The sequence below is a fragment of the Lentilitoribacter sp. JB5-8 genome (genome assembly GCF_055693385.1).
Window position 1 is genome coordinate 2,478,598 of record NZ_CM146332.1, and the last position, 26,719, is coordinate 2,505,316.

Annotated in this window: 22 protein-coding genes and 1 tRNA gene; 11 read left to right on the forward strand and 12 right to left on the reverse strand. The window is 41.0% G+C overall.

Annotated features, from left to right (window positions below; all coding sequences use genetic code 11):
• Positions 1–11: 11 nt before the first annotated feature.
• The gene (locus ACZ1GZ_RS12155; protein ID WP_472665139.1) at positions 12–1,115 is read right to left on the reverse strand and encodes an acyltransferase family protein; all 1,104 of its coding nucleotides are present in this window, start codon (positions 1,113–1,115) and stop codon (positions 12–14) included.
• 336 nt (positions 1,116–1,451) lie between these two features.
• On the opposite strand from ACZ1GZ_RS12155, the gene ACZ1GZ_RS12160 reads away from it, so the two are divergent.
• Positions 1,452–1,670 (forward strand): EF-hand domain-containing protein, encoded by a 219-nt coding sequence (locus tag ACZ1GZ_RS12160; protein ID WP_472665140.1) that lies wholly within the window; start codon positions 1,452–1,454, stop codon positions 1,668–1,670.
• A gap of 96 nt (positions 1,671–1,766) precedes the next feature.
• On the opposite strand, the gene ACZ1GZ_RS12165 is transcribed toward ACZ1GZ_RS12160, so the two are convergent.
• The 7 genes from ACZ1GZ_RS12165 to ACZ1GZ_RS12195 form a co-directional block, all read right to left on the reverse strand.
• Positions 1,767–2,588 carry an MBL fold metallo-hydrolase gene (locus tag ACZ1GZ_RS12165; RefSeq protein WP_472665142.1) on the reverse strand — a complete coding sequence of 274 codons (822 nt, stop codon included), beginning with the start codon at positions 2,586–2,588 and terminating at the stop codon, positions 1,767–1,769.
• A complete protein-coding gene (locus ACZ1GZ_RS12170; protein WP_472665144.1) occupies positions 2,588–3,379 on the reverse strand; it encodes a TatD family hydrolase in 792 nt (263 codons plus the stop codon). Before ACZ1GZ_RS12170 ends, ACZ1GZ_RS12165 begins: the two co-directional genes overlap by 1 nt.
• Before the next feature lie 2 nt (positions 3,380–3,381).
• The gene (metG, locus tag ACZ1GZ_RS12175; RefSeq protein ID WP_472665145.1) at positions 3,382–4,935 is read right to left on the reverse strand and encodes a methionine--tRNA ligase; all 1,554 of its coding nucleotides are present in this window, start codon (positions 4,933–4,935) and stop codon (positions 3,382–3,384) included.
• A gap of 100 nt (positions 4,936–5,035) precedes the next feature.
• On the reverse strand, positions 5,036–6,061 hold the full coding sequence (locus ACZ1GZ_RS12180) for a DNA polymerase III subunit delta' (RefSeq protein WP_472665146.1): 1,026 nt from the start codon (positions 6,059–6,061) through the stop codon (positions 5,036–5,038).
• Positions 6,058–6,747, reverse strand: a complete 690-nt coding sequence (gene tmk / locus ACZ1GZ_RS12185; protein WP_472668295.1) for a dTMP kinase — start codon at positions 6,745–6,747, stop codon at positions 6,058–6,060. Before tmk ends, ACZ1GZ_RS12180 begins: the two co-directional genes overlap by 4 nt.
• Before the next feature lie 141 nt (positions 6,748–6,888).
• The gene (locus ACZ1GZ_RS12190) at positions 6,889–7,992 is read right to left on the reverse strand and encodes a D-alanyl-D-alanine carboxypeptidase family protein (protein WP_472668296.1); all 1,104 of its coding nucleotides are present in this window, start codon (positions 7,990–7,992) and stop codon (positions 6,889–6,891) included.
• Positions 7,993–8,135: 143 nt separating this feature from the next.
• The gene (locus tag ACZ1GZ_RS12195) at positions 8,136–9,068 is read right to left on the reverse strand and encodes a septal ring lytic transglycosylase RlpA family protein (RefSeq protein ID WP_472668297.1); all 933 of its coding nucleotides are present in this window, start codon (positions 9,066–9,068) and stop codon (positions 8,136–8,138) included.
• Positions 9,069–9,462: 394 nt separating this feature from the next.
• On the opposite strand from ACZ1GZ_RS12195, the gene ACZ1GZ_RS12200 reads away from it, so the two are divergent.
• From ACZ1GZ_RS12200 to cysQ, 10 genes are all read left to right on the forward strand, one after another.
• Positions 9,463–9,552: transfer RNA gene (locus ACZ1GZ_RS12200), tRNA-Ser, on the forward strand.
• Positions 9,553–10,504: 952 nt separating this feature from the next.
• Positions 10,505–11,284, forward strand: a complete 780-nt coding sequence (locus ACZ1GZ_RS12205; RefSeq protein WP_472665147.1) for an ABC transporter permease — start codon at positions 10,505–10,507, stop codon at positions 11,282–11,284.
• Positions 11,285–11,287: 3 nt separating this feature from the next.
• Positions 11,288–11,995, forward strand: a complete 708-nt coding sequence (locus ACZ1GZ_RS12210) for an ABC transporter ATP-binding protein (RefSeq protein WP_472665148.1) — start codon at positions 11,288–11,290, stop codon at positions 11,993–11,995.
• Positions 11,996–12,159: 164 nt separating this feature from the next.
• The gene (locus ACZ1GZ_RS12215; protein ID WP_472665149.1) at positions 12,160–15,411 is read left to right on the forward strand and encodes a glycosyltransferase; all 3,252 of its coding nucleotides are present in this window, start codon (positions 12,160–12,162) and stop codon (positions 15,409–15,411) included.
• Positions 15,412–15,435: 24 nt separating this feature from the next.
• On the forward strand, positions 15,436–16,455 hold the full coding sequence (locus tag ACZ1GZ_RS12220) for a sulfotransferase family protein (protein WP_472665150.1): 1,020 nt from the start codon (positions 15,436–15,438) through the stop codon (positions 16,453–16,455).
• 81 nt (positions 16,456–16,536) lie between these two features.
• On the forward strand, positions 16,537–17,457 hold the full coding sequence (locus ACZ1GZ_RS12225) for a sulfotransferase family protein (RefSeq protein WP_472665151.1): 921 nt from the start codon (positions 16,537–16,539) through the stop codon (positions 17,455–17,457).
• A 21-nt stretch (positions 17,458–17,478) separates the two neighbouring features.
• Positions 17,479–19,503 (forward strand): acyltransferase family protein, encoded by a 2,025-nt coding sequence (locus ACZ1GZ_RS12230; protein ID WP_472665152.1) that lies wholly within the window; start codon positions 17,479–17,481, stop codon positions 19,501–19,503.
• Between the two features lie 166 nt (positions 19,504–19,669).
• Positions 19,670–20,572 carry a sulfate adenylyltransferase subunit CysD gene (cysD, locus tag ACZ1GZ_RS12235; RefSeq protein WP_472665153.1) on the forward strand — a complete coding sequence of 301 codons (903 nt, stop codon included), beginning with the start codon at positions 19,670–19,672 and terminating at the stop codon, positions 20,570–20,572.
• Positions 20,572–22,422 carry a sulfate adenylyltransferase subunit CysN gene (cysN, locus tag ACZ1GZ_RS12240; protein ID WP_472665154.1) on the forward strand — a complete coding sequence of 617 codons (1,851 nt, stop codon included), beginning with the start codon at positions 20,572–20,574 and terminating at the stop codon, positions 22,420–22,422. Before cysD ends, cysN begins: the two co-directional genes overlap by 1 nt.
• 57 nt (positions 22,423–22,479) lie before the next feature.
• Positions 22,480–23,265 (forward strand): 3'(2'),5'-bisphosphate nucleotidase CysQ, encoded by a 786-nt coding sequence (gene cysQ / locus ACZ1GZ_RS12245; protein ID WP_472665155.1) that lies wholly within the window; start codon positions 22,480–22,482, stop codon positions 23,263–23,265.
• Between the two features lie 68 nt (positions 23,266–23,333).
• Here cysQ and rfbC read toward each other — a convergent pair whose 3' ends face one another.
• Genes rfbC through rfbB form a run of 4 tightly spaced genes read right to left on the reverse strand, consistent with a single transcriptional unit; the run spans position 23,334 to position 26,715 of the window.
• Positions 23,334–23,882: a dTDP-4-dehydrorhamnose 3,5-epimerase gene (gene rfbC / locus ACZ1GZ_RS12250; RefSeq protein WP_472665157.1), complete on the reverse strand. Its 549-nt coding sequence runs from the start codon at positions 23,880–23,882 to the stop codon at positions 23,334–23,336.
• Positions 23,869–24,756 (reverse strand): glucose-1-phosphate thymidylyltransferase RfbA, encoded by an 888-nt coding sequence (rfbA, locus tag ACZ1GZ_RS12255; RefSeq protein WP_472665159.1) that lies wholly within the window; start codon positions 24,754–24,756, stop codon positions 23,869–23,871. Before rfbA ends, rfbC begins: the two co-directional genes overlap by 14 nt.
• Positions 24,746–25,651: a dTDP-4-dehydrorhamnose reductase gene (gene rfbD / locus ACZ1GZ_RS12260; protein ID WP_472665161.1), complete on the reverse strand. Its 906-nt coding sequence runs from the start codon at positions 25,649–25,651 to the stop codon at positions 24,746–24,748. Before rfbD ends, rfbA begins: the two co-directional genes overlap by 11 nt.
• Positions 25,648–26,715, reverse strand: coding sequence for a dTDP-glucose 4,6-dehydratase (gene rfbB, locus ACZ1GZ_RS12265; RefSeq protein WP_472665162.1), 1,068 nt, complete (start codon positions 26,713–26,715; stop codon positions 25,648–25,650). Before rfbB ends, rfbD begins: the two co-directional genes overlap by 4 nt.
• Between the last annotated feature and the right edge of the window lie 4 nt (positions 26,716–26,719).

Here is a 26,719-nt window from a genome sequence, read left to right on the forward strand (position 1 = left end):
GGGCGCTTTTTTTATTCAGCTGCTTGAAGCGGTCTTTTCAATGTTATGAGGGATAAAACAATATCTAATATGCGAACCAGCATGACACGAATTGGTTTTTCCAAAATCAAATGTACAAGGTATGATAAGCCAATAAATAAAGGGATTAGCAATAGTGCAATTAACAATGGGGAAATACCCATATCTGTTGTGTGGCGTAAGACAGCATAACCAATTTCCTGATGCAACAGATAAAGCGGGTATGAGATTGCCCCAAGCGCCAATGCTAGTGATTTTTTTACAGGCACATCTTTCAAATAAACCCCAAGGAACACTATAGCGATACACATGAAAGAACAAAATGTCGTCGTTACTAAACTAGGTTCTGCGAAAAATTCAGGATATTCGCTGCGTGTCGCAAGATCCTGAATACCCAAACTCAACGAGAACACAGAATAAAGCATCAAGACAATATGTGTCAGCGTCCATTGTTGACGCCGAGCATGCCATATCACAATGCCTGCAACGAAAGCGCCTGTGTAATAGGTGATAAACACCATCTCAATGACGGGGTTTTCGAAAACCAAAATATTTAAAAGTGAAATTGCCAGCCAGATGCTACAAACAGATAATAAATTGCGATGAAATACACCAAAACCAATAAGGACAAACACCCAAGCATAAAACACAAATTCCAACACAAGTGTCCAATAAACCCCATCAACAAATGGCTGACCGAGAATTTGTGGCAATAGGATCAAGTTCGCTGCCCAGGTTTTGATCGTCAGCGCTTCAGGTAAACCAAACATCATAAGTGCAATCGCACTAATCGTCATGCAAGCCCAAAATGCAGGCATTAGGCGCGAAATTCGATTAGCCATAAATTGCGGCGCATCCTTCCATCCGGATGAATTGGCGCTCACATGAGTAATAACAAAGCCTGAAAGTATGAAAAACAAAGGTACGCCTAAAAAGCCATACTTAAAGAATACAGCGACTATTGAAATATCGCTAACGTTATACCCAGTAACCCCTGTTGCAGGCCCAATATAGCCGTAATGCGTGATGACGACCCAAAGAGCAGCCAAAAAACGCAATAGGTCTAAATTTGCGAAATATTCCTTTTTACTTTCCATAAACTATGAAATGTCTCAAATCGGAGTATTTATCAAGAAAACGGTAGAATCCGGGTTAACGAAATCTTTCTTAAAAAGATAAAAGTTTACCCATATTATTGCTCAATCGCAGATAATTACAGGATCGTGTTTTTCAAAACATTAGTTGATTTTTGATCAAATTATCGTCGCAGTTTCGCCCCTCGCCCAACATAATATTTCGACATCTTAATCTCGTTCGCAACACAAAAACGCAGCGATTATTTGCTGAAAGTTGAGAACATAAACGGCGCCTAAGTCAGCCACAAACCAAAAGGCTCATTGGCTTGGCGCCACCTATAAAAAAGGAGATTTATGATGAAAAAGATTCTAGCGATTACAACTGTATCATTGATGGCAATTAGCACAGCACACGCTGCTGAATTTGCTGATTTGGACATCAATAAAGACGGGGTTTTGACATTCGAAGAGGTCAATGGTGTCATGGCTGACGTGACTGAAGAAGTTTTCAACAACATCGATCTCAATCAAAACGGTGCGTTAGATCAAGACGAGTTTGCTGCCGCTGAACTCTAAGAACTCAAAACCGCACTAAATTATACAACAAACATCCCTAATAGAGATTGGGCGGCCATTTGGTCGCTCAATTTCTTATTGTCCTTTGGGTAATGCTTAAAGCGTCCGGACTATCTGCATCCCATCATATGCCGGCTGCATGTTGTCAGGTGTATAGGCCATAACCGCATCGTAATCGAGCGGGGTATGCATATGCGTAGTGATCGCGTTTTTGGCACCCAGTTTTTCAACCCATTCAATTGCCTGATCAAGTGAGAAATGACTGACATGCGGCTTCATCAAAGTTGCATCAATGATCAGTGTTTCAAGACCTTGCAGCTTTTCAATGCTCTCTTGGGGGAATTCATTGACATCGCAGCAATAAGCAAAATCACCTATACGAAGACCAATGGAACGAATATTGCCATGAATTTGATCGATCAATTCAATCTCAATAGTGCCACCCTCACCTGTAATACAAAGTGGTTTGTTTAAATTTGAGAATAAATTGGTTTGCACAATCGGCGGGTAATTACTGTCTTTGGGCGATGTAATTACATAGCTAAATGCGGATTTAAGATGCGTGAGCGTTGTTTCGCTTAAATAGATATCGATCTTCTTCCTGCCATCAAGCGCAAATGTTCTTAAATCGTCAATGCCATGGATGTGATCTGCATGCGCATGTGTATAAAGCACACCGTCAATGCGTCTTACTTGCGCTGAAATCATCTGTTCGCGAAAATCTGGGCCCGTATCCACCACAACAGTGGTTTTATCGCCATTTTCAGCAAATTGTTCGATAAGCAGACTGGAACGACGACGTCGGTTTTTGGGATTATCTGGGTTACAAGCACCCCAATCACCAGATGGACGGGGAACGCCTGGAGATGACGAACATCCCAATATTGTAAAAACCTGTTTTACGGGCGTAACGTCCATTAAAATACCATCTTTTTAAACAGGTCTCGACAGTTTTGAGTAGTCTGATCCCAAAGCGCATCTTCGCTTAGGCCAACAGTTTCAGCCAAAACCCGTGCTGTATGAACTGTATAAGACGGTTCATTGCGTTTGCCGCGAAATGGCATTGGTGCAAGATATGGCGCATCTGTTTCAACCAGCAAACGATCATGTGGCACAGATTTAGCAATCTCACGCAGTTCATCTGACTTTTTAAAGGTTAGTATGCCTGAAAAGGATACATAGCCGCCGAGTTCAACACCTTTTTTAGCCAATGCGGCGCCAGATGAAAAACAATGCAAGATAAAGGGAAACGCGCCTTTGGCGCTTTCGTCTTCTAATATTGCAATCATGTGATCATCAGCGCTACGCGAATGCACAACCAATGGCAAACCGGTTTCGCGTGCTGCCCAAATATGGTTGCGCATAACCTTTTCCTGCACCTCAGGAGGGGCATTATCATAATAATAGTCTAAACCCGCCTCACCGATCGCAACGCATTTAGGATGCTCAGATAATTCAAGCAGTCTTTCATATGGGATATCAGGCTCTTCGCCAGCATTAAGTGGATGTGTGCCCACTGAACAAAAGACATTTTCATATCTTTCAGCTACAGCTTTAACCTGATCAAACTTATTGATGCGGGTGCAGATCGTCACCATTTTACCAACACCCGTTTCTTCAGCGCGCGCGATCAATTCATCCCGATCTTCATCGAACTGTTCAAAATCAAGGTGACAATGGCTATCGATTAAAAGGCGTTCAGCGGACATTTTTATTCGCTTTTTTCCGTTTCAACATAGCGCGGGAATACCCCTGAAGGCTTAGGTAAATCTATCCCAGCTACAAGTCGGCCCGCCTCACCCAATTGTGCAAAGGAACGTTCATCTTCACCCACCGCCAATAGATCGAGCAATTTGCCAGATGATGTTGGCATGACAGCTTGAGATAAAATCGCAACCTGACGAATAATCTCAGCGGTTAGATAAAGCACTGTGTTCATGCGAGCAGGATCTGTCTTTTTAAGCGCCCATGGCTCTTGTGAAGCAAAATAGCGGTTTGTCTCAGATACACATGCAAACACTGAACCCACATATTGGTGCACGGCTTGCGTTTCCATGGCTTTGCGAGAAATTTCCAAAAGACCATCTACCTGTGAAAGGATCTCTTTATCTTCATCGGACAATTCACCACACACCGGAACTTTTGCTTCGCAGTTCTTACCAATCATAGAAAGCGAACGCTGTGCAAGGTTACCAAGATCATTAGCAAGATCTGAATTAATACGGTTCACGATTGCCTCGTGGCTATAACTTCCGTCGTTACCAAACGGGACTTCGCGCATGAAGAAATAACGCGTTTGATCTAGACCATAATCTTCAACCAATGACGCTGGATCAACGACATTACCGGTTGATTTAGACATCTTTTCACCCTTGTTGAACAAAAAGCCGTGCGCAAATACGCGTTTTGGCAGATCGATACCTGCAGACATCAAGAATGCCGGCCAGTAGACAGCGTGAAAGCGAATAATGTCTTTGCCGATGATGTGTGCGTTTGCAGGCCAGAAATCCCATTTCGCATCATTCTCATCCGGAAAACCAAGACCGGTGATATAGTTGGTGAGCGCATCTACCCATACATACATCACATGCTTATCATTGCCGGGCACCGGCACACCCCAATCAAAAGTCGTACGTGATATTGAAAGATCTTTCAGGCCAGACTTAACAAATGAAATAACTTCATTACGGCGGGAATTTGGACCAATAAAATCAGGATGATCCTCGAAATATTTTAAAAGAATATCTTGGTATTTCGACAAACGAAAGAAATAGCTTTCTTCCTCGACCCATTCAACGATTGTGCCTTGCGGTCCATAGCGTTCGCCATCTTCGCGAACTTCTGTTTCATCTTCCTGATAATAGGCTTCATCACGAACAGAATACCAACCGGAATAGCTGTCGAGATAAATATCGCCATTGGCTTCCATGCGCCGCCAAATCTCTTGGCTTGCTTTATAATGACGTTCTTCACTTGTCTGAATGAAATCGTCGTTTGAAGCACCTAAAATTTCAGTCATTTTTTCAAACTCGGCAGAGTTTTTTGCAGCCAATTCTGCAGCTGTAATGCCAAGCTTTTCAGCTGTTTGCAGCATTTTTTGACCGTGCACATCCGTACCCGTTAAAAAATACACATCTTTGCCATCCAAACGCTGAAAGCGCGCCATGACATCTGTTGCAATCAATTCATAGGCATGACCAATATGTGGTGCGCCATTTGGATAAGAAATTGCAGTCGTGATGTAGTAACGATTAGTGTCGGTCATTTTAGTTCAATCTGAAATTCAATAGTTCTTGAAAGTTATATTGGCTGTTTAAGTCAAAACTCTTGCTATGGCTATGCCTTACAACAACCTTTTTGTAAACTTATTGCAGCGCATCCATCATTGAAAACAGGCTAAGGAGTGTCTGTTTTCTATCAAGATTATAAGTATCGGATTCGAGCTTGTGCTGGGTGAGTTTGTCCGACAATTCAGCCAGCTCTGAGGCTTTTTGGCTTTGGCCGTTATGAGCGCTCTGTTTTGCCAGATTCATCACATGGCTGATCATATGTTCAACAAAGAAGTTATAGCTGACATCCTGATCACGCGCTGCAAGGCTTTCACATAGTTTGTGCGTTGTCTTGCGGTCAACGGTGCTATCAGGCGCGATAATCTCGTTAAATGTTTGAATGAGCTCAGCACCACCGTAATTTAACACCGTTAAAGCACGAGAAACCGAACCGTCTGATAAATGCAGTAATTGCTTAATATTGTCCTGATCAAGATCACGCAGCGCATCAAGATGCGTTAAAGCCTTCTCAAGTGGTTCGTCATCAAGCGGTTTAAGCCGAATTGATAAACATCGCGATCTGATGGTTGGTAGCAAGCGTCCCGGGGAATGTGATAAGACCAAAAACAATGCTCTTTTGGGTGGCTCTTCTAAGATCTTCAAAATTGCATTGGCTGCTGATCTATTTAAATCATCTGCAACATCAATAATAGCAATACGCCAATTGTTTGATCCCGAGGTTTGCGAAAAAAAGCGCCCTGTCTTGCGTATGTCATCAACAGTGATTGCAGATTTGACTTTACCCGTTTTGGGATCGGTTTCGCATTTAATATGCATCAAGTTATGAGACGCGCCACCAGCAATTTGTTTAAATACCGGACTGTCTTCGTCGGGATCTGCCAAATTGTCCGGCGCTTGATCATATTCAGGATTGCTCAGCACATGGTTAGCAAATTTAAATGCAAGCGTTGCCTTGCCGATGCCTTGCGGCCCTTCAAGTAAGATAGCGTGATGTACTTTACCGGTCTTATAAGCATTGGCTAGAAATGTTTCGCTTGAAGCGTGGCCAAATAGCTTGGTGTTTTCCTTAGGTGGTATAGCGCCATCTATTACATCGCTCATGCAGTTTTGCTCTTATTCTGCGCCCTGGATTTTGGTTTCTTTTGCGATGGCAACAATGGTAGAACCATCTCAACTGCTTTAAACACGTCGTCTGCAATATCATCGATATCACCCATACCATCCACAACGGTGCAGCGGATCGGTTCGTCTTTAGCAAGCTCCAAAAACGCATTACGTCGCAGCTCATGCGTTGCAAGCTCTTCTTTTTCAAAGCGATCTAACTCTTGCCCAGCACTGCGATCTTTTGCCCGCGCGATACCCATTTTTGCGGGTACATCGATAATAATAGTTAGATCGGGCACCATCCCATTAACGGCAACACGCTCTAAGTTCTTTAACAAAGTTGCTTCGATATTACCTGTCACACCTTGATAAATTCGAGTAGAATCGGCAAATCTATCGCACAATACTATTTTGCCAGCTTCTACAGCTGGGCGAATGACCTGTTCGACATGGTCACTGCGTGCAGATGCAAATAAGAAAGCTTCCATCCGAACACCAAATTCTTCAGCAGCACCTGATAACAAAACATGTCTGGTTGCTTCAGCGCCAACAGAACCGCCCGGCTCTCTTGTGACAACAACGTCATAGCCGAGTTTTTCTAACGTCGCTGCAGTAAGCTTGATTTGGGTTGATTTACCGGCACCTTCACCACCTTCAAAAGTAATAAAACGCCCCTTATACATTTTCAATTATACCGCCTGCGACTCGGATTGTGACTGAACTGTTTTCATCAGACTCACGTTTAAACTTTGCACAAGTTATAGGAAACTCTTTGAAAATAGAACCGCAAAAATACCATCTAACTATCGCGCTTTTAGATCATATCACAGCCAAAACAACAGCATTTCTTTAAATGCATCCCATGCTTGGCGGTGAAGCGGGCCAGGTTCAACCGAATTGGCCGCATACAATGGTGCTGTTCGGCTCAGTGTTTCGCCAACCCAAATTCTAATCTCAGCGATTTCATCACCTTCTTTAACCGGCGCTGAGATCGGCCAATTATATGCAATTCTGGCTTTCAAACGTTCTGTATTTCCAACACCCAACAATATGTCAACATCGCTGTTTGTGATCAAATTGACCTTGCCACCCAGCCCTCCATAAACGGGTGCTTGTCCTACTTCTTCACCTTCTTCAAAGATCAATTTAGGCTGAAAATTACGTAATCCCCATTCCAAAATCTTTTTGGTTTCAGAAATGCGTTGCTTTTGATCCTTCATACCGCTCATAGCAAGGAACAAGCGCTGACCATTTTGTTCAATTGAAGACACAATTCCGTAACCAGAAGCTTCAGTAAACCCGGTTTTTAAACCATCCACGCCAATCCCAGCGTTTAACAGCGGGGCGCGGTTAAGTTGACGAATTTTATTCCAGGTAAATTCTGTTTCAGCATAATATTTATAAAACTCTGGATACGTATTGAACATGTGTTGCGCTAAATGCACGAGTTCTTTCATCGTAACTTTCGCATCGGGGTGCGGCAAGCCGGTGGGATTTGCAAAAACGGATTGAGCAAGGCCAATTTCTCTGGCACGTTCTGTCATGCGTGTTGCAAAGTTTTCTTCGCTGCCTTCCATGCCTTCAGCTAAAATAATGCAAGAATCATTTCCGGACTGAACAATTGCCCCTCGAATTAAATCCTCAACACGAATATCAGAGCCCAATGCTGCAAACATAGTGGAGGTTCGTGAAGGTGCGCCACCCGTGCGCCATGCATGTTCTGAAACATTATATTGATCTTCAAGGGTGATCTCTCCACGCTTGAGCGCGTCAAACACCACTTCCATAGTCATTATTTTTGCAAGCGATGCAGGTGGAATGAGGTCATTTTCATTTTTTGCAAACAAGACAGTGCCAGTTCGCGCATCAATTAAATATGCTTGCTTTGCTTTTGTTGTGAAGTCGATGGCAAATAGCCGAGATGACATCAAAAACAATGCAACAAGGATAAATAATGCTTGCTTAGATGTGTTTACGAAGGCGTACACCTAGAAATCTCCCTCACATGCATTTAACAACGAGCAATTTATGGATTGCTGTTATACATCAAATGCAAGAGTTTTGAAGTAGATTAGTTAGATTTACGTAACTTGTATTTTTGCAACAGCTTAGCTTTGATAAGTTTCTGTTTAACTGTTTCCGCTTCGCTAACAGATGTAAGCTCAATCGGCTTGTCAAAATCAGGTGTTACAGAAGGAGTTTCAACAACTGCAACATTGTTGTCAGATGGTGTTACAGTGCCTGTAACTTCTGCTGAAGGGACATAAACCTTAGGTCCTGCAATTGTCGTTAACAAATCACGACGCGGTGCTTTAGCAACAGGCGCTCTGTTAACGGCAACGGTGGTTGGCTCAGCAATTTTCGGTTTTGACTTGAAGATGTTTGACGCAAATTGCGTGCTTCTTCCAACTATTCCCTGCCCGTTTTCACGATAAGAAGAGCTCAAATAAGCCATGTCTTGTCCATGCAGAGGCGCACGGCCAATATATTGCACACGAACCTTAGCAACGCCTTTAGCTTTAGTTTCCAAAGTGTCTGCGGCGCGTGATGACAAATCAATAATACGACCATGTGCATAAGGACCACGATCATTCACGCGTACAATCACTGATTTACCGTTCGCTTGGTTGGTTACGCGCGCATAACTTGGCAGCGGGAAAGTTGGATGAGCAGCTGAAAGGTGATTTTGATCGTAAATTTCACCATTAGCTGTTAGACGACCATGAAAGTTCGGACCGTACCAGGAAGCCATACCAACCTTATCATAGTTGAATTCTTCCTTAGGATAGTACCACTTTCCTTTGATTTTGTAGGGCTTACCAACAACTGAGCGGCCACCACCCTTTTTAACGCGATTTGATGTCGTTAAACGCGGACTAGCTGCAACACCATAAGCAGCAGATGAGAACTTTGTTTCGTTATTAATATCAGCTTGACCGACATTAAGTGCCGTTGAAATGCCGCTACTGGTTGAGTTGCACGCAGACAAGCCGAAGCCCAGCATTAAAAATGCTGCAACTTTTACCAAGCTACATGAAGCTGATGCGCCTACCGAAGCAGAAATTTCTCTAACGTTATTACTCAAAGCCCACTCACAAAAATCCCCAAGGATATAACATCTTATCCTTTTGTGACCAATCATGGCTAATATAAGGCAAAAATGCGTCCATGCCTATAAGACACAGCGATTCTCGCCTAATTTCGCTCGATTATGTACGCTATGGTTTCTCAAACCTTAACAAATGGCCGTTTACACTAGTTTTTGGCCATTCTCAAGTTTGCGACATTAGCGTTGGCAGGCTTGGGATTTGATAAAATCAAAAAAAATGACAAAAAATGTAAATATCTGGAAATCACCGCTTGCAATCGGCTTCAGATTGTTTCAATAAGGCGGCGCTGGAGAGGTGGCTGAGTGGTCGAAAGCACTGGTCTTGAAAACCAGCGAGCGTGTAAGCGTTCCGTGGGTTCGAATCCCACCCTCTCCGCCATACCATTTCCGCTAAAAGTATATCAAAGACTTAAAGACTTGCAGCCTTGTGCCGAGTCACTATTCCAGTTTTGCACCCCTTTTTTGATTGTTTTTTAGCGTGAAAATCGTCGATATATTTTACTGTTAATTTTTAATGTTGGGTGGTGGTAACTGTTCACATGCAACCTCAAAAATAGGAGTACCTCATTGAACGAACGGGTTTTTTCCGATGAACTAGGAAAAGAATTGTACATATTATCGCAAAGATCTTATGTATTTACGATTCTGTGGGCAATATGTGTCTACGATGAGAATAAATATGGCGTTGAAGAACTCTACGATCAGTTGCCAAGACCAAAACCCAGCACAAGTACTTTTCGGTCTGTACTCCAAGAATTGGAGAGAAGCGGACTTATCAAAATTGGTATTTGTAAAACGAAACGAAGTAAAAAAAATATCACTTTGAGTCTAAAGTTGCAAAAATACAAAAGTAAAATAAGTGCATTATTTTGATAAAATTCGTACTAATAATTCATTGCTTGATTTATTATTAGCCATGTTTCCCGACTGTTGTGCTGTAATCAAAGACAACATTAGTCACCACTTTTATGTAGCATAATGGACATTATGTAAAATTAAAAAGTTGAAAAAAAGCATAAATTATTAATTCAATTACATAAATCAAAATAATGATTTGTGTTGAATATGTGCACTATGAAGCAATACCGGGTAGACTGGTAATAATACATGGCATGGGAAAACCCTCTTCGCCATTTCACTTTCAAAAATCTTTTCTACTACATCTCATGGCAACTTCGCATCTGCGTGTCTTTCGCATAGTTTATGCGAACCTGTTTAGGTGATTAGGTTAAAAGTTATCGGAAACAGTTTTGTATCCAATTAACTTGCATAGCCAGACATTTAAAGATAAACCAAACCCGCTTATATAACTGATTGAAACACGAGCCTAAATGTCAATATATTTTTCTGATTTTAAACGAACAGCCAATAGTCTCGAATACTGCTGGTTGGCAGGTAAAGTTGAACTTGGTGATCGTTATCGCAGGAGTAAGCTCGGTATACTCTGGGCAGCGGGCTCATTTTTGATTCTGTTTGGTGTAAAACTGCTTGTTTTTGGTGTGATACAAGACAAGCCAGGAGCAGATTTTGGTTCATACCTCATGCTGGGCTTTGGCATGTACGGATTGTTAAGTTCAAGTCTCTTGGCCGGATGTAGTACATTTATAAGGCATAAGACCTATATTTTATGCCATGATGCACCTTATACAAACTACATACTTATTGGCCAATTTGCCGAATATTATCGATTTTTGATAATAACCTGTATCATTTTCATTTATTTGCTGTTTTATCCACCTGTTATCAACTGGACAACGTTAAGCTTGGTAGCAGCCATGGTAGTTTATTTTTTCAATTCGATTATATTTTCGACTTTACTAAGTATTATTTGCGCTAAATCACGAGATTTTTTGGTTTTGGTTCAGTCCATTATGGGAATAATGATTTTTGCAACTCCGGTATTTTGGGTGCCAAAAGCTGGAACCGTGCTAGAGACCGTTGCACTATATAATCCATTTACTCATTATATAGCACTGATCCGAACACCATTGCTGACGGGAACAATCCCGACTTTTAGTTGGATAGTGGTCGGTGTGATTACCATTTTAATAATTCCAATTGCGGTCAAGACTTACGATCTATCGCGTGCTAGAATTCCATTTTGGGTATAGAAAATGATTAGTTTAACCGCACAAAACATGTCTTTGGAATACCCAACATCTGGACTATCCAAAAAAGCCAAGCAATCAGAAAACTCATCCTCAGTTGGTGGACGATTTATCAAAAAGGGCAATTCTACCTATGTTCGGGCGTTAAACAATGTTTCTTTCTCACTTAAAGAAGGTGACCGTTTAGGGTTGGTTGGAAACAATGGTGCAGGCAAATCTACCTTACTGCGCGTATTAGCAGGTATTTACTTGCCGACTTCCGGCAAAGTGGTTTGTAACGGTCGCCGCGGAAATGCGTTGAACGTAAATCTTGGATGGCGTCCTGAATTATCAGCAAGAGACAATCTTCATTTACGTGCACTCATGAATGGCTTGCGAGGCGGTGAGATCAATCGTTTGATTGATCAAATAACCGAAGAATCGGAAACACGCGCATTTCTCGACGAGCCACTTCGAACATACAGTGCTGGAATGCGCTCACGCCTCACGTTTTGTTTAACAACATATTTTGACTACGACATATTATTGCTAGATGAATGGATCGGTGCAGGTGACCGACCTTTCCAAAATTTTGTAGCTGAACGAATAAAAAAATTCACCAACGTCAAAATTCTAGTGTTTGCATCACACAACCATAAGATGGTAGGAAATATTTGTAACAAGTATGCGAATATGTCACAAGGCCAATTTCAATATGTTGATCAAATCGACTAACTGGCAAGCTGATACTAAAATTTCAACGACACGGATCAGGTTCTCGGCATCATGAGTTCAAAAAAAATAATTCGATATTTTTCATTAACGGGATGCATAGATCGGGAACATCAAGCGTTGCCTCTCTTTTTGTAAATCTCGGTGGGGATATCGGGATAAGTGTCATGCCAGCTGCAAGTGATAACCCCTACGGTTTTTTTGAAAATTGGAAACTGGTAGAATATCACGACAAAATTTTGCAGGAATTTCGAGTTTCTTGGGATCGACCACATAATATTGCTTGGGAAAATGTCCCTGAGGAAAAGAAGCAACGATTTGTCGACGTTTTATGTGAGATTGTGCAGCAAGAATTTGTAACAACTAAACCCATGATCATAAAAGATCCTCGGATGGTTATGTTAATGCCAATCTGGGATGATGTCGTAAAACAGTTAGATTTGAAATCCAAACATATCGACGTTGTTCGCAATCCAGAAGATACATCCCGTTCATTGTTGATAAGAAACGGTATTGAGCCTCAATGGGGTATGTATTTATGTCATAGTTATATGGACATGCTTTTTCGCAGAAAAAATCGTAGTGAAAAAGACTGCTTAGTATTTTTTGAAAAGTTTCTTAATGATCCAGATACAATTGAATCAGAGCTCACTGCGTTTTTTGATATAAGTGAAGAAAAACATGCAGGATCAAAAAATACTGTAAATGCAGCTCTTGTTCATAAGCGACCCGTTACCGAAAGATATTCTAAAATCGGCAAGTTATATGACGATTTGTTATCTGATGACAAATTAACAGAAGTTCCTGATATCATCTTAAAAGATAAGTCCCGAGACCTATTTAAGGTATCTGAGCAATCATTTCATGATGAAATGAATCTCATGGAAACATATCGCCTAACCTCAGTGAATTTAAGCTATCAGAAAGCTTTAAACGATAAGCTAAAACAAGATATGGATAAATTTTATCGTGATATTGAGCAACTAACTAGAGTCAGTAGAGACGATATAGATAATCTAATTCAAGAAAACCAACAGGATAAAAAACTACTGGAACAGAAGATAGATTCTGCGCAACGCAGGTCTTTCAGATCAGAACGACATCAGCAAGAATCTAATATTCAATTTCGCAAAGAAATTAAAAAGTTGGAATTGGGCATTGAAAATACCAGTTCAGATTTAAATATTTTTTCAACTTTAAAATCTTTATTTACATCCTTTCGTAATCAAACTGGCAAAATAAACAAACACAGTTTTAAGGCTGTGCTGGTTCGGTTGGCAAAATCAATATTTAGAACAACATTCAGATTGTTGCCTTTGCCGGCTTCGGTTAAAAACAAAATGGTCGCTCAATTACGATTAATGCTCGCAAAACGGCGTCTAAAAATATTGAGGCAACCGAGAATCTCTGAACTAGAGGCTGTCATAAAACCGAGTTCTAATTCTGACATTCAGGCGCGCGCCAACAAGATCGAATTTATGGACCATCCAAGTCCGGATATTTCCATTATTATACCGGTATATAACCAGCTTTCATATACGATTATGTGTCTGGAGAGTTTGGTTAATCAATCCGATAAATATACGTTTGAAATTATCGTCATGGATGATTTATCAAGCGATGCAACTGAAACAATTATTCAAAATATTCCCGGTGTCCGATATTGTCGCAATGATGTAAATCTTGGATTTGTAAGAAATTGCAACGCAGGTGCTAAGCTGGCAAAAGGTGATTATCTAGTATTTCTAAACAATGATACAGTTGTTCGGGAAAATTGGCTGACATCTTTACGAGATACATTTGATCAAAATGATACTGTTGGTGTTGCGGGTTCCAAACTTATTTACGAAAACGGGATGCTTCAGGAAGCAGGCGGCATTATTTGGGAGGATGCATCCGGATGGAATGTAGGTAAGTTACAATCGCCTGATCACCCAAGTTTCAATTATTTGCGTGATGTGGATTATGTTTCAGGTGCATCCTTGATGATACCAAAAGCACTATTTGAACAGTTTGAAGGCTTTGATGTTAGTTTTGCTCCAGCATATTACGAGGACGTCAGTCTATGTTTCGAAGCGCGCAATGCTGGCTATCGGGTCCTATATCAACCATTATCAGAGGTAATTCATTTTGAGGGTGTTTCGTCAGGAACAGACCTTTCTACCGGTATTAAAAAACATCAGGTTATCAACCAGAAAAAGTTCAAAGAAATATGGAGTTCGGTACTCGATAAACATCTAGAGAATGGAACTACACCGAACGTGGCACGTGACAGAACAGTTAAAGGTCACATTCTTTTCATCGATGCCGAAACCCCTACCCCAGATAAAGATGCTGGATCTGTCAATGCAATTAATATGATGTCCGCTTTATCGGAACTTGGATATAGAGTGCATTTTATACCGCAAGATAATTTCGCTTTCGGTGGACAATACACAAAGAACCTACAAAAAATTGGTATTAATTGCATTTATTATCCTCATTTTACCGGCGTACAAGATTATTTGTTGCGAACAGATGAAGTATTTGATTTTGTCTTTTTATCGAGGGTTTCTGTTGCATCTGATGAAATTCAAACAGTTAAGAAACTACTGCCGAGTGTTCCCGTTATCTTCTACACAGTTGATCTGCATTATTTGCGAGAGACGCGAGAAGCAGAACTCAACGGCAACAAAAGTATGCTAAAGAAAGCCAATCATACGAAGAAAAAAGAACTCCAAATCATAGCTCTATCAGATAGAACAATTGTTTTAAGCGAAAAAGAGCTAGATATTTTGCAAAATGTCGAGGGTTGCAACAACATAGACGTATTGCCTCTCATTCATAAACACACAGAACGTAATTTCCCAGAATTTGAAAAACGTTCTGGCGCTGGATTTGTTGGAGGTTATAATCATGCGCCAAATTTGGGCGCAGTCGAGTTCTTGATAGATGAAATTTGGCCTAAAGTATTAGATTTGTGCGAAAAAAATGGTCTGCCACCGATACCTTTGTTTGTTGGGGGGTCAAACATGCCTGATGATATCGCTCAGAAAATTGAAGCTTCTGATTTTGCGCAAAACTTGGGTTTCATTGAAGATTTAGACGTGTTTTTTGATCAGTGCCGAATAACTGTCGCTCCTTTGAAAGTTGGCGCGGGACTTAAAGGTAAGGTAACTGAAAGCTGGAGTAATTGTGTGCCAGTCGTTGGCACTTCAATAGCTTTTGAAGGTTTACCACCAAATGAAGCTTTGGATAACATTATGCTGGCATCCGATGATCCAGAAAGGTTCGCGGAAATTGTTTATGATATTTACAATAATGAGGAACGCTGGACGAACGTGTCTGAAAACGCTCGAAAATACAGCGAAATTGCTTTCGGTTTTGGCGATTCTAAGCACAAACTTGCAAAAATTTTAGAACTTGCAAAGAGCTCCTAGCTTTACATTGGAATTTCTTGACCCATGACGACTAACAATAAAGATAATCCAAAGCATGTTTCGCAACCAGTTTTTATTATTGGTGCGCCACGTTCTGGAACATCAATAATGACCTGGGCCATAGGACAGCATCCTAACATTCAACCAATGCCTGAAACTGCCTGGATCGCAGAACAAGCCGTTGGGGCGTATAACGCGTGGTTAAAAGGCAGTGAGCGCGGTAAATATTCTCATTTATCAAATATGAATTGGCCATTAGACAAATTTATGATGCGCCAAGCTGAAAGTGTGCACAACATCGTAAATGATATTTACGAAGCGCGTTGTGAAGCATTTTACGGTGATTATCGTAAATCAGGAAGCAAACTGAATTTTAAAAATTCGTCTAATTCAAAGCGGATGCATATTCGGCGATCGGTTGATGATCCCAAAACACGTTGGGTTGATGGCACTCCAATGAACAGCTTTTATCTATGGGGTCTGTTGAAACTTTTTCCCGATGCTAAGTTTATTCATAACCTTCGGCAACCACGTGATGTCATTAAGTCATTGATTGAATTTGATAAGGCAGGTGGACAGCCAATGAATATGGTCCAAGCAATGCATACTTGGAAGTCACATACGCTACAAGCTCACTATCTGCGATCTATTTTAGGTAAGCAAAAAGTCTTTTTATTGGATTTTAAAAGAATCAAGAGCGATAGAGAAGCTTTGCTCAATGATGTATTTGCATTCCTGGGTGAAACTGAATGTTATGATGCTAACGATGTTTTTGGTCAGGTTATAAATTCATCTGAAACCGATGCGAAAAAGCACAATGATAGGATAGAATCTCACAAAGGGTTCAAAGAATTAGCTCAGTTATATGATGAGATACTAAATGATAAAAGCAGACAAAGCACTGAAGATGCATCTCAATTAATCCAACAACAATTCTTGGAAGAAATTGAACGGAGAAATTCTCCGAAATTATCCGACCTCCCCTTCGATTTAGGAAAGAGTATTCTAAAGTTAAAAAACTCATTCAAAAGTAACCGTGGCTAGTAAGCTATCAAAACCCTTTTAGTTTAATATCAAGACAAAATTTTACCATTAAACTCCACTATCCCATGAAAGAAACAAGTTATGACGCCTCCGATTAAACCTATTTTTATAATTGGTGCACCACGATCGGGCACGTCCATCTTGACATGGGCAATTGGCCAACATCCCAATATTCAACCAATGCCAGAAACAGCTTGGTTAGCTGTCCATGCGCTGGGTTCTTATAATGCATGGAAAAAGGGATCTGAACGGGGTAAATTCTCTCACCTATCAAACGTTGATTACCCGCTAGAGCCTTTTATGGAGAATGTTGGTGATGGCGTAAACCGCATTGTTAATGATGCATTTGAACACAGATGTGCAAAAGTTTACGGGGATTACAAAAAATCTCAAAAGCTTGAAATACAAAATAGTGATAAACGCAAATCGAATTTTCAGCTTCTTCGAAATGTAGATGACCCTAAATCAAGGTGGATTGATGGGACGCCCGCAAATTCATATTTTTTGTGGGGTTTGAGCAAGATGTTTCCACAGGCTCGTTTTATCCATAATTTAAGAACACCTTATGAAGTTGTTCGGTCATTGGAGGAGTTTGAAAAAGCCGGTGGTGTAAACAAAAATTTGGATGCTGCGTTTCAAGAATGGTATCATCACACGTTACATGCATATAATTTTCAAATGGCCGCGGGAAAAGACAAAGTATATCTATTGGATTTCAAGCGAATTGGTGAGGATCCTGCGGCGCTCATGCAGGATATTTTCGCATTTTTAGGTGAGGCCCACAGCGATTATTCTCTGGACGTTTTTGAAAAGAAAATTAACTCATCAAAAGTTGCTCAAAACGAGCTCAACACCAAAATAACAAAGCACGCTGACTACAAAAAATCTATCGAACTATATGAAAACGCGTTGAATTGGGAGAGGTCAGAGAGCCAAGATGAGTATCTTTCAAAAGTCAAAGCTCAATTTTTGGATCAGGCAAAACAAACAATGCCGTTTTAGAATAGATTCGGCACACATCACATGACACAATATTTCAAACATATTGATGGACTAAGAGCCATTTCGGTGTTGGTGGTTTTGCTGTTCCACTTCAAAGTTTACGGCTTTGAACGCGGTTTTTTGGGTGTCGATGTATTTTTCGTCATCAGTGGTTTTTTGGTTACTCGAATTGTTGTAAGTGATTTTCAAGCGGTTGGACACTTGCAATGGAAAAGGTTTTTTACACGTCGCGTTAGGCGTTTATTCCCAGCTTTAGCCGTGACATGTTTTTTCACCGCGTTAGCTGCATATTTTTTTGCTGATCCGGTGCAATTAGCAAGTTTTGGTCGGGCATTAGCTGCAACAATTTTTAGTCTTTCAAACATACTATTTTGGTTTGAAGCAGGTTATTTTGATACGGCCAGCGAGGGCAAACCATTGCTTCATACCTGGTCATTAAGTGTCGAAGAACAGTTCTATTTCATTTGGCCGCTCTTATTAGCATATTCAATGAAGCTATTTGGTTGGTCACGGATAAGATTTTTTCTCCCGTCAATTCTTCTTTTAGGCTCGCTCACGCTATGCATTATCTGGCTAAGCAGTAATTTTGATGCTGACAAAACTTCAACAGTGTTTTTCTGGATGCCCTTTAGAATTTACGAGTTCATGATTGGTGCATTGTGTTTTGCGATCTGGAACGCTCGAGAGGATGGGGCAAATAGTAGTTCCATCAGGCCTACATTTGCTTTAGTTGGCTCTATACTAGGGTTTAGCCTATTCTCAGTGGCGTTATTCTTACCCCTTCCCTTTTTGGGATCTGGTAATCTATGGTCAGATGTTCAACTCGGCGTGCTTGTTTGTCTTGGCGCTGCATTGCTTATATTCTTTTATAACAATCCCTTATCAAAGCTAATATTAGAAAATGCCCTTTTCAGATGGATCGGACAACTTTCCTATTCGTTGTATTTAGTCCATTGGCCGTTATGGGTCTTTGCACATAAGTTGTTTGATAATGCGCCGCTCTGGCAGTTTTCATTCATGATGACAACCAGCTTTGCCTTGGCGTGTTTACTTCACTACTTCATTGAAAATCCAATTCGGCGACATGGTTTAAAACCATTCGTCAATCGCATTCAGATTTCGCTTTTTCAACGTTGGCCAACGAAAACCGAAATTACACTATTTGGATTTATTGCAGTTTCCATTGCGGTATTTGGATATATTCTGCACACTGCTTCGTCTTTGCCGTGGCGGACAAACGCCATTTATAATGCTCAAATGGTCAAACAAGGCAAGGAACGACGGTTTGAACTTATCCGTAAAGGATGTAACCTGCTACAATTAAATTCCCCCCGTTGCGATTTAACCAGAAATACTCAAATTTTGGTATTTGGTAATTCTCATGAGCCAGATGGGTATAACAGCTTCCACCAAATATTTAACGCAAATACTGATGTAAATCTTATTAGCTTTGGCACGACAAATGGCTGTAAAACAAGAATTGAAAACGGTAAAATTTTAGATGATACGACCGCGCGAAAATGTGACGAGCGCGCCTCCAATCTAAATGAACTAATAGAAAGTGGTATTGTTAGCCATATTGTTTATTCAGCCAACCAACCTTATGCACCAAACAAAATTAATTTATGGAACATCATTAACCAAATGATGGAAAATGGGACATCTGCATCGAAAGCTATTTCTAAAAAAGCACCCAAACTTATTGTGATGGGTGGATTTATCAATACACGGAAAGATTGTGCGGAAATAGCAAATATCAACAATCAGCCGAGCGCATGTTTTCATCCTGACACGGTAAGTGCTTTTCCAACAAAAGAGCGGGATAACACCCGTCTCGATAATACTGAGATATATGATTATCTTTATATAGATCGTATTGGAATGCTATGCCCAAATCATGAACTTCAGTCATGTCGAGTGGAAGCATATGGCGAACCATTCGCTTATGATCGCCATCATTTATCGATGGGGTATTCAAAACTCGTGGGTGAATTAATTCAAACTCATTATGAAGACGAAATAAGCAGAATAGAGTTACCTAACTAGATAATGTTGTTTGCAACCACGTTAATTTGTAAAACTTATCAATAATCATTGATTTAGTTCTTTATTTCGTGGCGGCAGTATCATAATAGAGCGTTACGAAATTTATTAAATTGTAAATCCGCTATTCGGAAGCTCTACCTTAAATACAATTATTTGGAGTACCTTTATGGTTCGATCATTAACACATCTTGATCAATTAGAAGCTGAGGCCATTTTCATTATGCGTGAAACGATCGCTGAAATGGAAAATCCAGTAATGATGTATTCAATTGGTAAGGATTCCAGCGTTCTATTACATCTGGCTCTAAAAGCATTTTATCCATCTGTGCCGCCGATGACATTTTTGCATATCGATACGACTTGGAAATTTTCTGAAATGATCAAATTTCGAAATGAAGTTGCCGAGAAGTATAAATTAAAACTCACAGTTCACACCAATCAAGAAGGCATTGATAAAGGTTTCAATCCGTTTGATCATGGTTCCGCATACACAGATGTTATGAAAACCCAAGCGCTCAAACAGGCCCTGAATATGGGTAAATATGACGTTGCAATTGGTGGTGCCCGTAGGGACGAAGAAAAGTCTCGCGCAAAGGAACGTGTGTTTTCGTTTCGTGCAAAAAACCACATCTGGGATCCTAAAAATCAGCGTCCGGAACTGTGGGATCTTTACAATACTCGAATTAACAAGAGCGAGACAATTCGCGCGTTTCCACTATCAAATTGGACCGAACTTGATATCTGGCAATATATCTACACCGAAAATATTTCCATTCCTTCACTTTATCTTGCTGAAGAACGACCCGTTGTTGAGCGCGATGGCAAGTTGTTTATGGTCGATGATGATCGAATGCGTCTCTTACCGGGTGAAAAACCGATGATGAAGTCTGTGCGGTTTCGCACGCTTGGTTGCTATCCATTAACAGCAGCGATTGAAAGTGAAGCAAATACCTTGGAAAAAGTAATTGAAGAAATGCAATTGGCCACGACTTCTGAAAGAGAAGGTAGACTGATTGATAAGGACCAATCCGCTTCAATGGAGAAGAAAAAACTGGAGGGCTATTTCTAATGACATCCTCCCTTTTTGCAGAAACATCTGGTGGCATGCTGCGGTTTATTACATGTGGCTCGGTCGATGATGGTAAATCAACGCTTATTGGTCGTCTTCTTTACGATTCAAAACTGTTGTTTCAGGATCAAATCGCTACTCTGGACGAACTTTCGTCAAAACATGGCACAACGGGTCAGAATAATCTTGATTTTGCGCTGCTCGTTGATGGCCTTCAAGCTGAAGTAGAACAAGGGATTACGATTGACGTAGCCTACCGTTTTTTTGCTACGAACAAACGAAAATTCATTGTTGCCGATACCCCAGGTCACGAGCAATATACCCGAAACATGGTCACAGGTGCATCTAATGCAGACCTTGCAATTCTGCTTATTGATGCGCGTCAAGGCATTTTAACTCAGACAAGACGACATGCTTATTTAGTCTCTCTACTTGGCATTAAAAATATCGTGCTTGCAATTAACAAGATGGATTTGGTGGACTACAGCGAAGAACGTTTTAGAAGTATTCGCGCTGATTTTGCCAGCATTGCCAGCTACCTTGATATTGAAAATTGTTTTGAAATTCCAATTTCAGCTCTTAACGGAGATAATATTACATCTTCGTCGGAGGCGATGCCGTGGTATCAAGGTCCTCCTTTATTGGCATATCTTGAAGAAGTGTCTTTAAGGCAAACGGATATGGTCAAAGAACCATTCCGTTTCCCGGTTCAGTGGGTCAATCGTCCACATTTAGATTTCAGAGGTTTTTCAGGAACAATTCAATCCGGCACAATTGCCAAGAATGATGAAGTTGTGGTTTTGCCGTCTGCTAAGACAACATCGGTCAAAGACATCGTGACCTATGAAAATTCGTTGGATGAAGCACAAGCGGGTCAAGCCGTTACGCTCGTGTTTAATGACGAGGTAGGTATTTCCCGCGGTGATGTTATCTGCGCCCTTAAAGACCGTGCGGAAATGGCAAACCAGTTCCAAGCTGATCTCGTTTGGATGAGCGAAGATACTATGTTGCCGCGCCGAGATTACATCCTGAAAATTGGAACCCGTCATGTAAACGCGTCTGTTCTAGTAATTAAACACAAGATCAATGTGAATACATATGATAAAGAACCGGCAAAAACGTTGGAATTAAACGAGATTGCCAAAGTAAACATCGAAACTGATACGCCAATTGTCTTTGATAGTTTTGAAGATGTACCTGCCCTTGGCCGGTTTATCTTAATTGATCGATTTACAAACGCCACAGTTGGTGCGGGCATGCTGAACTTTGCACTAAGACGTTCTGAAAATCTACATCTCCAGTCTATCGATATTACAAAAGAACAGCGTGCGATACAAAAGAACCAAGAGCCAAGGGTGCTATGGTTTACAGGGCTCTCCGGCTCAGGAAAATCAAGTTTGGCCAATGCGGTTCAAAGCCAGCTTTATCAAGATGGCAAACACTGCTACGTACTCGATGGAGACAATGTGCGTCATGGCTTAAACAGCGATTTAGGCTTCACTGATGAAGATCGGGTTGAGAATATCAGACGCGTTGCTGAAGTTGCTAAACTCATGGCCGACGCTGGTTTGATTGTGATCGTATCCTTTATCTCTCCATTTAGATCCGAACGCGAACTAGCACGCAAACTGATTGATGACGGTGAATTTATTGAAGTGTTTGTCGATACACCGTTGGAAGTTTGCGAACAACGAGACGTAAAAGGCCTATATGCAAAAGCAAGAGCTGGTGAACTTAAAAACTTCACAGGCATTGATAGTGCTTATGAAGCGCCTCTTAAACCAGAACTTCATCTTGATGGCACTCAGCCAATCAAAACTCTCAGCAAAGAAGTTTTAAAACTATTATAACTGGTTCGTTCAACTGTTTAAAAATCCAGTGTCGTTGAAATAAATATAGGTAAATAAATGATCCTAAGTGAGTTAATTCCACCATTAGCCCAGGCGTCTCGCGATGCAGGTGCTGTAATAATGGATGTTTATAAATCTGATGACTTTGACACTGAGCATAAAAGCGATGGCTCACCGGTTACCCGGGCGGATAAAGCAGCAGAAGAATGTATTCTTCCGGTTTTAAAACAAATCGCGCCATCCATTACGATCATTTCAGAAGAGAACAGTGAAAGCCACAAGCTTGATGCGCCCGAGCAGTTTTTTCTGGTGGATCCTTTAGATGGCACTAAGGAGTTTTTAGCCCGGGATGGTAAAGGTTCATTTACTGTCAACATCGCCCTCATTCAAAACAATGAGCCAGTATTAGGAATTGTTTATGCGCCGGCATTAGACAGATTATTTGTGGGTTGCAAAGATGGTCCTGTATTTGAAGAACACAATGGAAAGCGCACTGATATATCGGTACGAGACATTCCACAATCGGGTGTCACCGCTGTTGCATCAAAATCCCATCGCGATAAAGTTACCAATAACTGGCTTGCAGACCATGGAATTGAAACAACAGTATCAATCGGCTCATCACTTAAGTTTTGCTTAGTTGCTGCCGGCGAAGCAGATGTCTATCCACGATTTGCGCCAACCATGGAGTGGGATACAGGTGCAGGAGATGCAGTACTTCGCGCTGCCGGCGGCCAGGTAGTTGCAAAAGATGGCAAGCCACTCATGTATGGCAAACCAGATTATCGAAATACTGATTTCATTGCGCAAAGCGAGCATTTCGCTCGCAGAGATACCAAATAATTTGGTGGAATTTTTGAAGAACTAAAGATCAGCATCGCTATTTATATTATCCTGGTTCTTCAACGATGTCATTCAAACAACATGCTGTCCTGAAAACTGCCAGCGGCTGCATCTTTTTCAGATAGAATAGGTGTTATGTCATTAGGCCAAGCAATAGCTACATCGCTATCATCCCAGCGAAAGGCCCCTTCGCTCTCGGGTGCATAATAACTGGTTGTTTTGTACAAGAATTCTGCTGTTTCAGTCAGGGTTATAAAGCCATGCGCAAAGCCTTCCGGTATCCAAAATAGCTTTTTATTTTCCGCAGAAAGTGTCTCGCCCACCCATTTTCCAAAAGTTGGAGATGATTTTCTAATATCAACTGCAACATCAAATACAGCGCCCTGAACTACGCGAACAAGTTTGCCTTGAGCATTGGGTGACAATTGATAATGTAATCCTCGGAGCACACCCTGGCTAGATTTCGAATGATTATCCTGGACAAAAGTAACTTCTCGACCGATGGCATCTTCAAAAATCTTTTGGCTGTAACTCTCAAGGAAAAAGCCGCGTTCGTCTTCGAATACCTTTGGTTCAAAAATCTTGACGTCTGGAATGTTTGTATCAACGACCTTCAAACTCAACATCCTCTGTTATTTGCATGAGGTAACGACCATAGCGATTTTTTAACATAGGTTTTGCAAGTTCCACAACTTGGCTTTTGGTGATCCAATTCTTCCGAAACGCAATTTCTTCAGGACAGGCAATTTTTAGCCCCTGGCGATGTTCAATAGTTTGCACAAATTGATGCGCTTCAACTAAGCTTTCATGTGTGCCGGTATCGAGCCATGCATATCCACGGTTCATCAATTCGATAGATAATTGACCTTTTTCCAAATACAAATTGTTAAGTTCGGTTATCTCAAGCTCACCACGCTCAGATGGTTTGATTGTTTTAGCGTATTCCGGTGCGTGAGAATCATAAAAGTAAAGCCCAGTAACCGCATAGTTCGACTTAGGTGAAACGGGCTTTTCTTCAATACTTATAACAGTGCCATTTTCATCAAATTCAGCAACGCCATAGCGTTCTGGATCCGTCACATGGTAGGCAAATACTGTGGATCCTTCATTTTGACCAGCAGCAGCTAATTTGTCATGTAGTGAATGGCCATAAAAAATATTATCGCCAAGTATGAGTATAGACGGGGCTCCATCCAAAAACTCCTCGCCAATAATCAGCGCTTGCGCTAACCCATCCGGTGATGGTTGCACGGCATATTCAATCTTAAGACCCCATTGACTTCCATCACCCAACAGACGTTCAAAAAGCGGCGTATCCTGTGGTGTTGAGATAATTAAAATCTCATTCACATCAGCCAACATAAGTGTCGTCAACGGATAATAAATCATCGGTTTATCAAAAACCGGCAATAGTTGTTTTGAAACAACCTGGGTTGCTGGATAAAGTCGCGTTCCAGATCCGCCAGCGAGAATGATACCTTTACGTTTCATGTTGCAATTCTTTCCTAATTATATGTTGCGCGACCTTTGAAAATTCTTCTTCCCAATCTGGCAGATCAAAAGATAGACACGCATTAAGCTTGTCAGTCTTCAGTAAGGAGTTTGATGGTCTCTTTGCCGGAGTAGGATATTCATCTGTGGTGATCTCTTTGAGATTAGCTGCTGTTACTTTCAAATTAACGCCCAAATCTTCCGCCATCAATAAAAGCTTTTTGGCAATGCCAAACCAGCTGGTTTTACCCTCAGGGGTCAGATGATAAATGCCATTTGGCCAACTCGCCAGTGCCTTGCGAGCCTGAATAGCATCTGAAATAACTCTTGATATTAATGCTGGTGTTGTTGGTACACCATACTGATCACCAATTACGCCTAAACTTTCACGGCTTTTAGCCAAACGTAATATAGTTTTTGCGAAGTTCCCGCCATGTGTTCCGATGACCCAAGTTGTGCGGAATATCAAATGATCACAATCGCTTCTTGTTATTTCCTGCTCACCAGATAGTTTGGTTGACCCATAGTGATTTATGGGATCGACATCATCAATTTCTATATAAGGATCAGATTTTTTGCCGTTAAAAACATAATCTGTAGAAATATGGATAAACAATGCTCCTAAGGAAGAAGCTTTTTGCGCCATTACCTTCACAGCCTGTGAATTAATAAAATGGGCCATTTCACGTTCTTCTTCTGCTTTATCCACCTGCGTGTATGCCGCTGCATTAACAATAATATCCGGACCAAACATGGAAATTTTATTCTCAATAGAACCCACGTCCGTTAAATCCACAATATTTCGATCGCAAGCTTCGACTTCACCCAACAAAGGCAAAGTTTGGACTAACTCACTTCCAAGCTGTCCATTTGAACCAAACAGAAGAATTCTCATGAATACTGTTTCTCAATCCACTGCCGATAGTCACCGCTGATTATTTGGTCAACCCAGTCGGAATTAGAGAGATACCACTTAACAGTTTTAACAATTCCAGTTTCAAATGTTTCAGCAGGACGCCAATTGAGATCTTTTTCAATTTTCGTAGCATCAACCGCGTAACGTCTGTCATGACCCGGTCGATCGGTGACATAGGTGATTAAGTCGCGATAATTAGAAATTGATGCATCCGACTTGATCGGTCGCAATTCATCAAGAATATCACATAATGTCGTTACAATTTCCAAGTTGGTCTTTTCATTCAATCCACCAACATTGTAAACCTCGCCAACTTGCCCACCTTTGAGCACAGCTCTAATTGCGCTGCAGTGATCACCGACATAGAGCCAATCACGAATTTGTAACCCATCACCATAAATAGGAAGCGGTTTATGCGCTAAAGCATTATGGATAATCAGTGGAATTAGCTTTTCAGGGAACTGAAATGGTCCATAATTATTTGAACAGTTAGTAGTTAGAACTGGCAAACCATATGTGTGATGATAAGCTCTAACCATATGATCTGACGAAGCCTTACTTGCGCTATAAGGACTATTTGGCTCGTAGCGATTGGATTCTTTAAAAGCCGGCGCATCTGGCTGCAAAGAGCCGTAAACTTCATCTGTCGACACGTGTAAGAAGCGGAAATCAGCTTTGACATTGGCGTCGAGATCGTTCCAATAATTTCTCGCGGTTTCAAGTAGTCTAAAGGTTGAAAGAATGTTGGTCTGGACGAAAGCTTCAGGACCATGAATTGAACGATCAACATGTGATTCAGCAGCAAAATTTATAATTGCACGTGGCTTATGAAGTTCAAGTAGTTCTTTAACACTGTCTGAATCGCCAATATCGCCTTTAGAAAACACATATCGATTGCTTCCTTCAAGCGAAGCAAGATTACTCAAATTTCCTGCATAAGTGAGCACATCTAAATTGATAACAGTTTCGTCGGAATTGTTAAGCCAATCCATTATAAAATTCGAGCCAATAAAACCAGCCCCACCTGTCACCAGAATACTCATTTAT

Bases quoted from the DNA above. Each gene is read 5' to 3' on its own strand.
- ACZ1GZ_RS12155 (WP_472665139.1), bottom strand. From the start codon at position 1,115: ATGGAAAGTAAAAAGGAATATTTCGCAAATTTAGACCTATTGCGTTTT.
- ACZ1GZ_RS12160 (WP_472665140.1), top strand. From the start codon at position 1,452: ATGAAAAAGATTCTAGCGATTACAACTGTATCATTGATGGCAATTAGC.
- ACZ1GZ_RS12165 (WP_472665142.1), bottom strand. From the start codon at position 2,588: ATGGACGTTACGCCCGTAAAACAGGTTTTTACAATATTGGGATGTTCG.
- ACZ1GZ_RS12170 (WP_472665144.1), bottom strand. From the start codon at position 3,379: ATGTCCGCTGAACGCCTTTTAATCGATAGCCATTGTCACCTTGATTTT.
- metG (WP_472665145.1), bottom strand. From the start codon at position 4,935: ATGACCGACACTAATCGTTACTACATCACGACTGCAATTTCTTATCCA.
- ACZ1GZ_RS12180 (WP_472665146.1), bottom strand. From the start codon at position 6,061: ATGAGCGATGTAATAGATGGCGCTATACCACCTAAGGAAAACACCAAG.
- tmk (WP_472668295.1), bottom strand. From the start codon at position 6,747: ATGTATAAGGGGCGTTTTATTACTTTTGAAGGTGGTGAAGGTGCCGGT.
- ACZ1GZ_RS12190 (WP_472668296.1), bottom strand. From the start codon at position 7,992: ATGTCATCTCGGCTATTTGCCATCGACTTCACAACAAAAGCAAAGCAA.
- ACZ1GZ_RS12195 (WP_472668297.1), bottom strand. From the start codon at position 9,068: ATGCTGGGCTTCGGCTTGTCTGCGTGCAACTCAACCAGTAGCGGCATT.
- ACZ1GZ_RS12205 (WP_472665147.1), top strand. From the start codon at position 10,505: ATGTCAATATATTTTTCTGATTTTAAACGAACAGCCAATAGTCTCGAA.
- ACZ1GZ_RS12210 (WP_472665148.1), top strand. From the start codon at position 11,288: ATGATTAGTTTAACCGCACAAAACATGTCTTTGGAATACCCAACATCT.
- ACZ1GZ_RS12215 (WP_472665149.1), top strand. From the start codon at position 12,160: ATGCCAGCTGCAAGTGATAACCCCTACGGTTTTTTTGAAAATTGGAAA.
- ACZ1GZ_RS12220 (WP_472665150.1), top strand. From the start codon at position 15,436: ATGACGACTAACAATAAAGATAATCCAAAGCATGTTTCGCAACCAGTT.
- ACZ1GZ_RS12225 (WP_472665151.1), top strand. From the start codon at position 16,537: ATGACGCCTCCGATTAAACCTATTTTTATAATTGGTGCACCACGATCG.
- ACZ1GZ_RS12230 (WP_472665152.1), top strand. From the start codon at position 17,479: ATGACACAATATTTCAAACATATTGATGGACTAAGAGCCATTTCGGTG.
- cysD (WP_472665153.1), top strand. From the start codon at position 19,670: ATGGTTCGATCATTAACACATCTTGATCAATTAGAAGCTGAGGCCATT.
- cysN (WP_472665154.1), top strand. From the start codon at position 20,572: ATGACATCCTCCCTTTTTGCAGAAACATCTGGTGGCATGCTGCGGTTT.
- cysQ (WP_472665155.1), top strand. From the start codon at position 22,480: ATGATCCTAAGTGAGTTAATTCCACCATTAGCCCAGGCGTCTCGCGAT.
- rfbA (WP_472665159.1), bottom strand. From the start codon at position 24,756: ATGAAACGTAAAGGTATCATTCTCGCTGGCGGATCTGGAACGCGACTT.
- rfbD (WP_472665161.1), bottom strand. From the start codon at position 25,651: ATGAGAATTCTTCTGTTTGGTTCAAATGGACAGCTTGGAAGTGAGTTA.
- rfbB (WP_472665162.1), bottom strand. From the start codon at position 26,715: ATGAGTATTCTGGTGACAGGTGGGGCTGGTTTTATTGGCTCGAATTTT.